This window comes from Pseudomonas azerbaijanoccidentalis, from assembly GCF_019145495.1.
GTDB classification, from domain to species: Bacteria; Pseudomonadota; Gammaproteobacteria; order Pseudomonadales; family Pseudomonadaceae; genus Aquipseudomonas; species Aquipseudomonas azerbaijanoccidentalis.
On record NZ_JAHSTU010000004.1, the window covers coordinates 17,675 to 30,367 of the forward strand.

General features: G+C 60.8%; 11 protein-coding genes. 1 reads left to right on the forward strand and 10 read right to left on the reverse strand.

All coding sequences use genetic code 11. The annotated features are described in order from the left end of the window. Position 1 precedes the first annotated feature (1 nt). The 9 genes from KVG88_RS14295 to KVG88_RS14335 form a co-directional block, all read right to left on the reverse strand. Positions 2–820, reverse strand: a complete 819-nt coding sequence (locus tag KVG88_RS14295; RefSeq protein WP_217871852.1) for a phosphoglycolate phosphatase — start codon at positions 818–820, stop codon at positions 2–4. After that, complete coding sequence (gene rpe, locus KVG88_RS14300) at positions 817–1,491, reverse strand: ribulose-phosphate 3-epimerase (protein WP_217871853.1); 675 nt, start codon at positions 1,489–1,491, stop codon at positions 817–819. Before rpe ends, KVG88_RS14295 begins: the two co-directional genes overlap by 4 nt. 115 nt (positions 1,492–1,606) lie before the next feature. Then, complete coding sequence (locus KVG88_RS14305; protein WP_150703822.1) at positions 1,607–2,755, reverse strand: iron-containing alcohol dehydrogenase; 1,149 nt, start codon at positions 2,753–2,755, stop codon at positions 1,607–1,609. Positions 2,756–2,929: 174 nt separating this feature from the next. Beyond that, on the reverse strand, positions 2,930–3,754 hold the full coding sequence (locus KVG88_RS14310; RefSeq protein ID WP_130905963.1) for an ABC transporter permease: 825 nt from the start codon (positions 3,752–3,754) through the stop codon (positions 2,930–2,932). Between the two features lie 12 nt (positions 3,755–3,766). Then, entirely contained in the window at positions 3,767–5,014 is a 1,248-nt protein-coding gene (locus KVG88_RS14315; protein WP_053162906.1) for an ABC transporter permease, read from the reverse strand. 180 nt (positions 5,015–5,194) lie between these two features. Next, positions 5,195–6,238, reverse strand: a complete 1,044-nt coding sequence (locus KVG88_RS14320; RefSeq protein WP_056853528.1) for an ABC transporter substrate-binding protein — start codon at positions 6,236–6,238, stop codon at positions 5,195–5,197. Between the two features lie 44 nt (positions 6,239–6,282). After that, complete coding sequence (locus KVG88_RS14325) at positions 6,283–7,407, reverse strand: ABC transporter ATP-binding protein (protein WP_150703824.1); 1,125 nt, start codon at positions 7,405–7,407, stop codon at positions 6,283–6,285. Between the two features lie 284 nt (positions 7,408–7,691). Beyond that, a complete protein-coding gene (locus KVG88_RS14330; protein WP_020798801.1) occupies positions 7,692–8,321 on the reverse strand; it encodes a response regulator in 630 nt (209 codons plus the stop codon). After that, a complete protein-coding gene (locus tag KVG88_RS14335; protein WP_217871854.1) occupies positions 8,322–10,721 on the reverse strand; it encodes a PAS domain-containing sensor histidine kinase in 2,400 nt (799 codons plus the stop codon). Positions 10,722–10,794: 73 nt separating this feature from the next. Between KVG88_RS14335 and KVG88_RS14340 the strand changes: the two genes are divergently transcribed. Further along, a complete protein-coding gene (locus KVG88_RS14340; RefSeq protein WP_217871855.1) occupies positions 10,795–11,787 on the forward strand; it encodes an alpha/beta hydrolase family protein in 993 nt (330 codons plus the stop codon). Between the two features lie 138 nt (positions 11,788–11,925). Here the strand turns inward: KVG88_RS14340 and KVG88_RS14345 are convergent, their stop codons facing one another. After that, complete coding sequence (locus tag KVG88_RS14345) at positions 11,926–12,693, reverse strand: TerB family tellurite resistance protein (RefSeq protein WP_217871856.1); 768 nt, start codon at positions 12,691–12,693, stop codon at positions 11,926–11,928.

Below are 12,693 nucleotides of genomic sequence, written 5' to 3' on the forward strand. Positions count from 1 at the left end.
GTCAGGCGCGCCAACGCCAGCGGGCCAGGGCCTTGATGACTTTCATCCAGAGTTTGCGAGTGACCACCACGATGGGATTTCCAGGAGGGGATTGAACAGCGTCGGGCAACGTTATCTCAGCGGCAAGATCCAGGCAACCGGGAATTAACTTGCGCAGATCGTCGATCACCAGCGACGGCGATTCTTCGGCGATCGGCCGGCCATGGTTATAGCCGTAGCTCAAGGCCACGCACTTGACGCCCGCTGCCTTCGCCGCCAGCACATCGCTGCGCGAATCACCGACGAACAAGGATTGCGAGGCCGGGATGTTGGTCATTTTCATGACGAAAAACAACGCGGCCGGGTCGGGCTTTTTCTGCGGCAGGGTGTCACCGCCGATGATCAACCGGAAGTAACGGCCGATTTTCATCTGATCGAGCAGCGGCGCGACGAAGCGCTCCGGCTTGTTGGTGATCAGCGCCATCTCGACGCCCTGCTTGTGCAACCACTTCAGGGTGTCGCGCACGCCGGGGTAAACCACGGTCAGCTCATGGCTTTCGCCGTAAGCCTGCATGAAGATCTCCAGCGCCCGCTCGGCTTCGGCATTGTCGACTTTCGAATGATCGATACCACCAGCCAAGGCTCGTCGCACCAGCACCGGGGCGCCGTTGCCGACCCACTCGCGCACCGACTCGATGCCGGCCGGTGCGCGACCGAGTTTGAGCAGCATGTTATCCACAGCCGCCGCGAGGTCGGGGACCGAATCGATCAACGTGCCATCCAGATCGAACATCACCAGCCTTGGCAGGCTTCCCGGGAACAGCTGCTCAAAACCACTCATGGGCGAGCCAGCGCCAATTCGGAACGCATCTTGCCGATGACTTCCTGATAGTTCGGTGCGTTGAAGATGGCCGAGCCGGCGACGAAGGTGTCGGCGCCCGCCGCAGCGATTTCGCGGATGTTGTTCACGTTCACGCCGCCGTCGATTTCCAGGCGAATGTCACGGCCCGACGCATCGATCAGCGCCCGAGCTTCGCGCAGCTTGTCGAGGGTACCGGGGATGAACTTTTGCCCGCCGAAGCCCGGGTTGACGCTCATCAGCAGGATCATGTCGACCTTGTCCATGACGTACTTGAGCACGTCCAGCGGGGTCGCCGGGTTGAACACCAGGCCCGATTTGCAGCCGCCTTCACGGATCAGTTGCAGGGAACGGTCAACGTGTTGCGTGGCTTCCGGGTGAAAGGTGATGTAGGTCGCGCCGGCTTCAATGAAGTCACCGACGATGCGGTCCACCGGGCTGACCATCAAGTGCGCGTCGATCGGCGCGGTCACGCCGTACTTGCGCAGCGCCGCACACACCATCGGGCCGATGGTCAGGTTGGGCACGTAATGGTTGTCCATGACATCGAAGTGCACGAAGTCGGCGCCAGCGGCCAGGACGTTGTCCACTTCTTCACCCAGGCGGGCGAAGTCGGCGGAGAGAATCGACGGAGCAATTACGAAGGGCTGCATGACGCACCTTTTCTGAGCAGAATCACGATGGCGCGCATTGTATACCTCATGCTTTGGCGCGCGCACCGTGAGCGCGATGATTGGACCTTGCCATCATCGCTGATCAGCGAAGGCCCTAATACGCCGCGCGATAGATCTTTTCGATATCGACGGCATTCAGTTTGCGCGGATTGTTGCGCATCAGGCGTTCAATCCCCGCCGCCTCCACAGCCATGGCCGGGATGGCGTCTTCGGGAACGCCGAAACTGCGCAAGCCCTGAGGGATTTCCACCGCTGCACACAATTCGGTCATGGCGGCCACGGCCTTGTCGGCCGCTTCATTGACGCTCAGGTGAGCGGTCTGCACGCCCATGGCCTGGGCGATATCCTGCATGCGCTCGACGCAGGCCATCTTGTTCCAGGTCATGACATAGGGCAGCAGCAAGGCATTGCTCACGCCGTGGGCGATATTGAAACGCCCGCCCAGTGGATACGCCAGGGCATGGACCGCGCCCACTCCGGCATTGCCGAACGCCATGCCGGCCATCAGGCTGGCGGTGGCCATGTCCTCACGCGCCTGCAGGTTCGAGGGGTTGGCGTACGCCTTGGGCAGCGCCTTGGCGATCAGCTTGATGGCGCCGATGGCCAGGGAATCGGTGATCGGCGAGGCATTGACCGACAGATAGGATTCGATGGCATGCACCAAGGCATCGACGCCACTGGCGGCGGTGACGCTGCGCGGGCAGGTGAGGGTCATCTGCGGACTGACCAGCGCCACGTCCGGCAACAGATAGTCGCTGACGATGCCCTTCTTCAATTGCGCGACCTTGTCGGAAAGGATCGCCACGTTGGTCACTTCCGAACCGGTGCCGGCGGTGGTCGGGATCGCGATCAGCGGCGGGCCTTTGCGCGGCACCTGGTCGACGCCGAACAGATCCTCCAGCGCGCCGTGATAGCCGGCATATGCAGCGACGCTCTTGGCAATGTCGATGGCACTGCCACCGCCCAAGCCGATCAAGCCGTCATGCCCGCCTTCGCGATACACCTGCATGCAGTCTTCGACGATGGCGATTTCCGGGTCAGGCAGCACGCGGTCGAAGATCTCGTAGCTTCGCCCGCCCAACTGCGCCAGCGCCAGCTCGACGGTGCCAGACTTGACCAGCGCGGCGTCGGTGACGATCAGCGGGTTGTCGATGTCCAGGCGTGCGAGCTCGGCGGACAGTTGCTCGATAGCCCCTGCGCCGGTGATCAGTTTGTGAGCGATTTTGAAAGAGGAAAGACTCATGTGCGCAGCCTCTTATAGATGTGGGAGCTGGGCACAATAGTAGCTGGGGATTTTTAGTTCGCTGGTATTCAGGTCGTGAATGAACTGTAGGAGCTGCCGAAGGCTGCGATCTTTTGATTTGTATTTTCAAGATCAAAAGATCGCAGCCTTCGGCAGCTCCTACAAGGGACCGCGTCAGACCTGTGCGGTGCGCAGTTTCTCGCTGCGGCCACGCAGCCATTCCAGGGTCAGCAGCAGGATTACCGAGAAGGCAATCAGCAGCGTTGCGGCGGCAGCAATGGTCGGGCTGAGGTTTTCGCGGATACCGCTGAACATCTGCCGAGGCAGGGTCGCTTGCTCGGGGCCGGCGAGAAACAGCGTCACCACCACTTCATCGAAGGAAGTCGCGAAGGCGAACAACGCACCGGAAATCACCCCTGGCGCAATCAGCGGCAACGTCACCCGACGGAACGCAACCAGCGGCGAGGCGCCGAGGCTGGCAGCGGCACGCACCAGGTTGTGGTTAAAGCCCTGCAACGTCGCTGACACGGTGATGATCACGAACGGCACACCCAGCACCGCATGCACCACGATCAGCGAGAAGAAACTGTTGCCCAACCCCAACGGCGCGAAGAACAGGTAGCTGGCCACACCGATAATCACCACCGGCACCACCATCGGCGAAATCACCAACGCCATTACCAAGGCCTTGCCAGGGAAATCGCCACGGGTCAGGCCGATGGCCGCCAGCGTGCCGAAAATCATTGCCAGCACCGTGGCCGCCGGGGCGACGATGATGCTGTTCTTCAGGGCGCGCATCCACTCCGCCGAGGCGAAGAAGTCGTGATACCACTGCAAAGAGAAGCCTTGCAGCGGGTACACCAGGAAGCTGCCGGAGTTGAACGACAGCGGAATGATCACCAGCACCGGCAGGATCAGGAACAACAGGATCAAGCCGCAGAGAATCCGCAAGCTGTAGAACCACACCCGTTCGATGGGCGACATATAAGGACTCAGCATTTCGTTCTCCCCTTAGCTCAGGCGCAGGCGACTCGCGCCCACCAGCCAGCTGTAAATCAGATAAAGCACGACCGTCGCCAGCAACAGCAGCCCGCCGAGCGCGGTCGCCATGCCCCAGTTGATGCTGGTGTTGGTGTAGAAGGCGACGAAGTAGCTGACCATTTGATCGTTCGGGCTGCCCAGCAACGCCGGGGTGATGTAGTAGCCGATGGCGAGGATGAACACCAACAGGCAACCGGCGCCGACACCGGCATAGGTCTGCGGGAAGTACACCCGCCAGAAGCTGGCGAACGGATGACAGCCAAGGGAAATCGCGGCGCGCATGTAGGTCGGCGAGATGCCTTTCATCACGCTGTAGATCGGCAGGATCATGAACGGCAGCAGGATGTGCACCATCGAGATGTAGACACCGACGCGGTTGAACACCAACTCGATCGGCTTATCGATGATGCCCATGGCCATCAGGCCGCTGTTGATCAGGCCACCCGATTGCAGCAACACGATCCACGCCGCGACCCGTACCAGGATCGAGGTCCAGAACGGCAACAGCACCAGGATCATTAACAGATTGCTTTGGCGCGATGGCAGGTTCGCCAGCAGGTAAGCCAACGGATACGCAAGCACCAGGCAGATCACGGTGATGACCAGGCCCATCCAGAAGGTGCGGGCGAAGATGTCGAGGTAGATCGCCTGGTCCGGGGTGGCCGGAGCGATTTCGCCGAGGTCGTCGATACGGTGATCGACAGCCGCCAGCAGGTAATACGGGGTGATGCTGCTGGTGTTGCGGCGCACCGCTTGCCAGTAGGCCGGGTCGCCCCAACGCTCATCGAGACCTTCCAGTGCTTCTTTATAAGAAGCCGGCTCGGTTGCGAGCGGCAAGGCGCGGGCGGTTTTGGTCAGCAGGCTGCGGTAGCCGGCCAGTTCCATGTTCAGGCGTTTGGACAAATCGCCCAGGGTTTGATTCTTGCGCGCTTCGGCGAGGTCTTCGGCCGCTGCTTTGTAAACCGGTTCAGCGGGCAGGCCGCGGCCGTCCCAACTGGCGATGGCCGTCACGGTGCGCGGCATGCCGCCGACCACTTCCGGGTTGCCCACGCTTTTGTAGAGCAGCGCCACGATCGGCACCAGGAACACCAGCAACAGAAACAGCACCAGCGGCGCGATCAAGGCCTGGGCCTTCCAGCGGTTGACCCGCTCGGCATGCTTGAGCCGCTGCTTCAAGGTGGGGTCAGTGCCCGCGTTCACGGGAACGGCGATAGCCATGGCGTACTCCGGAAATCTTTGGATGGGCGGCCTCACACAGAGCGATGCCGCATTACATCAATACTCATGAAACACATCGCACCTGTAGGAGCTGTCGAGTGCAACGAGGCTGCGATCTCTTGATCCTGGAAACGCAAAATCAAAAGATCGCAGCCTCCGGCGGCTCCTACGGGCGAAGGATTACTTCGCAGCCCAGGAATTGAAGCGCTGTTCCAGTTGCTCGCCGTTATCAGCCCAGAAGCTGACGTCGATTTGCACCTGGTTGGCGATGTTTTCCGGGGTGGTCGGCATGTCTTTCAGGACGTCCTTGGCCAGCAACGGAACGGCCTGAGTGTTGGCCGGGCCGTAGGCGATATTTTCCGAGTAGGTCTTCTGCTGCTGTGGCTGTACCGAGAAGGCGATGAATTTCTTCGCCGCTTCGGCGCGCTTGGCGTCCAGGCCTTTTGGAATGGCCCATGCGTCGAAGTCGTAGATACCGCCGTTCCACACCACTTTCAGGTTGCTTTCTTTCTGCACGGCAGCGATGCGACCGTTGTAGGCCGAACTCATGACCACGTCACCCGAGGCGAGGTATTGCGGCGGCTGTGCGCCGGCTTCCCACCACTGGATGTTTGGCTTGAGTTCGTCGAGTTTCTTGAACGCGCGGTCCTGACCATCCTTGCCGGCCAGTACTTTGTAGACGTCTTTTGGCGCAACGCCGTCGGCCATCAGTGCGAATTCCAGGGTGTACTTGGCACCTTTACGCAGGCCACGCTTGCCCGGGAACTGCTTGGTGTCCCAGAAATCCGCCCAGCTGGTCGGTGCGGTTTTCAGTTTGTCGGCGTTGTAGGCCAACACGGTCGACCACACGAAGAAGCCCACGCCGCATGGCTGGATGGCGCCTTTGACGTAATCTTCGGTTTTGCCGAACAGCGCCGGGTCCAGTTGTTCGAACATGTCTTCGTCGCAACCACGGGACAGTTCTGGCGACTCAACTTCTACCAGGTCCCAGGACACGCTCTTGGTGTCGACCATGGCTTTGACCTTGGCCATTTCACCGTTGTATTCGCCCGCCACGATCTTGCCGTTGCCTGCCGCTTCCCACGGTGCGTAGAAGGCTTTGACCTGCGCCGCCTTGTTCGCCCCGCCAAAGGACACCACGGTCAGGTCCGGGCCTGCGGCCATCGCGTGCGAGGCGCCGATCATGCCCATGACCAGAGCTGTGAATTTCAGGGATTTCAACATTGATATTGTTCTCCACGTGCAGGGTTGGTGAAGCAGAAGGGCGATCAGTTCGCCTCTAGAAGTGGGTCGAGCGCACGAACGTGTTCGACCTGCCAGCCAAGCGGTACCACATCGCCAACTGCCAGCCCGGGATCGAGCTCGGCAATCGGTTGTTTCACGAAAAAGTCGGTCTTGCCGCAGACTTCCAGGCGAACCCGGACGTGGTCGCCCAGATAGATGAATTCCGCCACCCTTCCCGAGAAGCGGTTGACGCACGACTCGCTGGAACCATTGAGGCTCACGCGCTCCGGGCGAATAGACAATGTGACGGGCTCGCCGGTCTTGCCGACGTTGACCGCCAGGGCCTCCACCTTCTCACCGCGCCCCAGCTCCACAATGCAGCGGTCGCCGGTCTGGCTGTGCAGACGACCATTGAGGCGGTTGTTCTCACCGATGAAGTTGGCGACGAAGGTGTTTTTCGGCTCTTCGTACAACGTGCGCGGCGGGGCGATCTGCTGGATTTCGCCTTGATGGAATACCGCCACGCGGTCGGACATGGTCAGGGCTTCGCCCTGGTCGTGGGTCACGTAGACCACGGTCACGCCCAGGCGCTGGTGCAGGTGTTTGATTTCCATCTGCATGTGTTCACGCAGTTGTTTGTCGAGTGCGCCAAGGGGTTCGTCCATCAGCACCAGCTGCGGTTCGAACACCAAGGCGCGGGCCAATGCGACCCGTTGCTGCTGGCCACCGGACAGTTGCGCCGGGTAACGCTGCGCAAAGGTGTCGAGCTGGACCATGCTCAGGACTTTTTTAACTCTGTCGCTGACGTCGCTTTTGTTCAAACCGCGCACGGTCAACGGGAACGCCAGGTTCTCGGCAACCGTCATGTGCGGAAACAGCGCGTAGTTCTGGAACACCATGCCGATGTCACGCTTGTGCGGTGGCACGTTGTTGATGGAGCGCCCGGCCAGCAGGATTTCGCCCGCAGTCGGTGTTTCGAAACCGGCGAGCATCATCAGGCTGGTGGTCTTGCCGGAACCGGACGGCCCGAGCAAGGTGAGGAATTCGCCTTTGCGAATGTCCAGGTTGAGGTCTTTGACGATCAGGTTCTCGCCGTCGTAGCTCTTCTGCACACCACGAAAGCTGACCAGAACATCATTGGCCCCTGCACTTGAATCGACCTGGCTCATACCCACACCTTTGTTGTTGATGACTGCTGTGGACTAAGCCTAGTGGACGCTGGGACCTGCGCAAATCGGGGCGCAGGAGAGAATCGCCTCAGCCGGATGGAAGGTTGGGGGTAGGGATTGCCCTACAAGGATGGCGGGATTGGATAACGGCAGTGGCAAGCTGTTGGCTGCAAGCGGCAGGAACCGGTAGAGACAGCATTGGAAGGCATGTCGCAATTGGACATGCACTAAACATCCTGTGTGGGAGCGAGCCTGCTCGCTCCCACAATGGACAATGGGGGCTTTCAGAGAAGTTTGTGTTCCATCGCGTACTTCACCAGCTCGGCCAGCGAGGTGATGTTGAGCTTCTGCATCAGCCGCGCCTTGTGGGTGCTGATGGTCTTGCTGCTCAGGGCCAGTTGCTGGGCGATGTCGTTGACGTTGGCGCCCTGGGCCAGGCGTTCGAACACGGAGAACTCGCGCTCTGACAGCAAGGAATGCAAGGGTCGCGAATCGGTCAGGCCGACTTCGAAGACCATGCGATCGGCCAAGTCTGGATCAATGTAACGCCCGCCCGCGGCGACCCGGCGAATGGCGGTCAGCAACAATGCCGGATCACTGTCCTTGGTCGCATACCCCGCCGCGCCGACCTTCAAGGCCCGGGCGGCCATTTGCGCTTCATCATGCATCGACAGCACCAGGATCACCGGCGGATTGTTCAGCGCACGAATCCGTGGAATCGCTTCCAGACCATTCACGCCCGGCATGGAGATATCCAGCAATACCACCTCGCAAGGCACATGCCGCAAGGTTTCGAGCAACTGCTCACCATTGCTCGCCTCCCCCACCACCAGCAAGTCCTTGGCCAGGCCGATCAACTGCTTGATGCCTTCGCGGACGATGGTGTGGTCTTCGGCTACCAGTACACGGATCACTTACTTCTCCTCATCCAGCGGCACTCGCACGATAAGGGTCGTGCCCTCCCCCAACTCACTTTCAAGCGACAACTCACCGCCCATGATCAGCACCCGCTCGCGCATGCCGACCACGCCAAAGGATGTTGGCCTGCCAACTGCGGCGACAAATCCTACGCCATCATCACTGACCGTCAGACACAACTCGTCGCCTTCAAGCGCCAGTGTCAGTTCGACAGTATGCGCCTGGGCGTGGCGCATGACATTGGTCAGCGCTTCCTGAAGGATGCGAAACAGACCGATCGCCTTCGCATCGCTGAGCACCGGTAGATTGTCCGGCACTTGCACCAGGCACGGGATCTGCGTACGCGCCTCGAATCGCCGGGCCTGCCACTCAATGGCCGAGGCAATACCGGCGTCGAGAATCGGCGGACGCAATGCCGTGGCCACATCGCGCACCAACTGGAACAACTGAGCAATCAAACGCTTCATGCTGTTCAGGCGTTCGTTCAGACCAGGGTCGAGCTGGGCGTAGGCCAATTCGCACATGGAGGTTTCCAGCTTCAACACGGTAAGCATCTGGCCCAACTCGTCATGCACTTCCCGGGCAATGCGCGCTTTCTCCTCTTCCCGCACGCTTTCAAGGTGCGCTGACAATTCACGAAGTTGCTCGCGGGAGCTGGCCAGTTCCAGTTCGATGCGCTTGCTCTCGCTGATGTCCCAGACAATGCCGTCCCAGACGTAGGCGCCGTCCTCAAGTTGACGGGTAATCGCCTTGATCTCCGCCCAACGTTGTTCGCCTTGGCGCGTCAGAATCCGCCCTTGCCACGACCAGTCGCTGTCGGTATCCAACGCATGATCCTGGGTCTGGTGATAACTGGCCTTGTCGTCCGGGTGCACCAGACTGCGCAGACCTTTGTCACGGTGAGCCAAAGTCGCCGGCGAGTAACCCACTAGACTTTCGCTGCCCTCGCTGATGTAGGCAAAGTCGATCTGCCCTGTCACCGGTGCCCGCTCCAGACGAAAGACTAATCCGGGAACGTTCGCCGCGATCCCTTGCAACCGCGCTTCACTTTCCTGCAACGCCGCCAATGCACGACGACGCTCAGTGACGTCGGTGAGGTAGACCACCAGATATTCGCCATCGCGAAAGCGCAGGAAACTAAGAGAAACATCCGCCGGCAGGATGCTGCCGTCGGCTCGCAGACAATTGGTTTCGAAACTTTGCGGCGCGTCGTCGTTGGCTCGGGCGCGCTTCCACAGATTCAACCAGCGGTCCATGTGCAGCCCCGGTTCGAATTCGATCAGGGGCCGATCGATGATCCCGCCGGATGGGTAGCCAAGCATGGTTTCGGCGGCGCGGTTGGCATAGCGCACGTGACTGTCCCAGTTGACCCAAAGGATGCCGACGGTGCTTTGATCGATGGAAAACTGCGTCAGCCTCAACGCTTCTTCACTGGCCGCGCGCAGGGCAATGTCGGCCTGAGCCGCTGCCAGCCGCTGCTCAAGGCCGTGCTGCTGACGGCGCTGCCAGAATACGATTGCCATGCTGCTCAACATCAATACCAGCAAGAGCAGACAGAGGTTTTGCCAGAAACCCGGCGACTCGGTCAGCCGCGGGTATTTGGGTTGCAGCCATTGGTTATGCAGGGTTTCCAGATCTTTTGCTGGGATTGACCGCAGCGCACTTTCGACGATGCCTGCCAGTTCCGGTTTATCGCGCCGCGTGGCCACCCGCAGCAGTTGCGGCAGGCCGATGTCCCCCACCACGACCAACCCGGCAAATTCCGGTTCGACCGACAAACGCCCCAACTGCGCTTCATCGACTACGGCGTACCCGGCCTGCTGGCTCAACAGCAATTGCAGCGCCTGACGCTCCATCGGCACGCCCTGAAGGTTCAGGTGCGGATAGTTGCCGCGCAAGTAATCGGCGGTGGCGCTGGGCATGCGCACGGCCACGCGAGTCTGGCTGTCGAGTTTTTCCAGTTCCACGGCGCCGGTGCTCTTCTGGTCGCTGACTACCAGTTGCGGCACTCGCATGTAGGGATCGGAAAACTGCCAGAGGCGCAGACCACCGGGCGTCTGGCTCAACCCCGGGGCGATATCGATTTCACCCGCGCGCGCAGCGGATTCCAGTTGTTCAAGATCAGCAAAGTTACGCCAGCTCAGCTCGACCTTGAGCGACCTGGCCAGCCACTTCATCAACTCGACGTTGACCCCGGACAGGCGCTGCAAGCGGCGATCGTATTGCGCATACGGTGCCTGCAACACCAGCCCGACGCGCAGCTCACCCTGCTGCGCCAACCATTGTTGCTGGCCGGCGGACAATGCGGCGATGTGTGCCGGTGGCACGGCCGCCGCCCAGCCCATCAAGGGAAACCACAACCAGCCGATAACCCACAGGCAGCGAAAACGCATCATCGAACTCTCACACACTGACAAATACTGACCAACCCATTAGGCTGCCGGAATCACTTCTGGCCTGGAATATCCGATGCCCCCTGTCTATCGCCTGGCACTGCCAGCATTGTGCCTGTCGCTGATCCTGCCATGCGCTTTTTCCGTCGAGGCTGCTGACCCCGCACCTGCGGCCGCGGAACAACCCGCGCAAGAAAAGCCGCCTGAACGTCAGCCGTTGCCTGAGCGTAGTCAGGAAGAAGCGAACGCACTGGAACGAAAAATCCCGGCCCAGGAACAACAGCAACTGCAAGCGGGCGGCGATACGTTCCTGGCTTTGTGGAAACCGGCCAACACGGCCGAACCCAAAGGCGCGGTGATTATCGTGCCTGGTGCTGGCGAAACCGTTGACTGGCCGCAAGCAATCGGTCCGTTGCGGCGCCAATTGCCGGACGCCGAATGGAGCAGCCTGAGTATCACCTTGCCGGACGTGCAAAGCGATGCCATTGCGCCACGCGTTGCCGAAGTGCCACAAGTGCCGAAGACGCCGGATCCTGGCAGCAAAGACTCGACCACCGCAGCCCCCATCGAACAGGCTGCCGGTGGTGAAGCCGACGTGGCAGACAAACCCGTCGCTGAAACCAGCGAAGAGAAGTCCAAGGCGGATGCCGAACGCATCTTCGCCCGCATCGACGCCGCGATTGCCTTTGCCGAACAGCAAAGCGCTCGCAGCATTGTCGTCCTCGGGCATGGCACCGGCGCTTATTGGGCTGCTCGCTATCTGAGTGAAAAGCAGCCTTCGCAAGTCGAGCGTTTCGTCATGGTCGCGGCTCAGACGCCCGCGCAGGCCAAGCCCGAACTGGACGAACTCGCGCCGTCCCTGAAATTGCCTACCGCGGACATTTTCTACATGGACAAGCCGTTGGACCGCAACGCGGCGCTGGCCAGGTTGCAGGCCAGCAAGCGCTTGAAGACTTCGGCGTTCAGCCAGGTTTCGCTCAAGGCGTTGCCGGGCGACAGCAAGGCGCAGCGGGAACAGCTGGTTCGGCGGGTACGCGGCTGGTTGAATCCGCAGAATGCGGCGAATTGATAGAGCGCGTCGCCCCCATCGCTGGCCAGCCAGCTTCTACAGGATTTATGTCGATCACAAAATTTGTGTACGACTCAAATACTGTGGGAGCTGGCTTGCCAGCGATGGCGCCATTGAAAACAACACCTAACTGTCCTGCTAGCGAAAATCCCGCCGCTGACGAATCAACGTGTAGGCACTGTGCAACTCTCGGGTTTTCTCCGTCGCCTCACGCACCTGCGACGCCGTCGCCCCGCTGCCGGCAATTTTGTCCGGGTGATGCCGGCTGAGCAGGCGACGGTAGGCACGCTTGATCTGCTCCGGTTCACTGGTGGCCGACACCCCCAACAACCGCAAGGCATCCTGATAGCTCACAACGCTGTTGCCCAACGGCCGCTTCTGCGGCTCGTAGTCGTGGGCCAACGCCTGGACCTGATGCGTCGTCCAACCCAGCCATTTGCCCCATTGCGCGAGCAGTTCGCGTTCCTGATGGCCGGCGCGGCCATCGGCCCAGACCATCCGCCAGCAGGCGCGCAAGACACCTTCGGCCGCGTGCGGTTGATTGCTCAACCGCCGCAAGTAACCGCGCAACTGGTCGTTGCCCGACTTGCCGCGATTGAACGCGGCGATCGCCCGGCGTTGTGCCGATTCGCTCATTTCCAGCGAGCGCATTTCCTGGCGCGCCTGCTGGATATGCCCGTCGACCACCCGACCGTCGCACTTGGCCAGCCTGCCGAGCAACACGAACAGCAATTCATCGTTGCGCAGAACAGGACGACCGCCGAGTTTTTCACGCAAATGCGCCCAGCTCTGCAGGTGCATGCGCCGATCCAGCGCCTGCCCCAGCAAAGCACCGAGCATGGCCCCCGGAATGCTGGCAATGGCAAAACCTGCTCCGGCTCCGATCAGAGTCCCTGGCCACAGCAT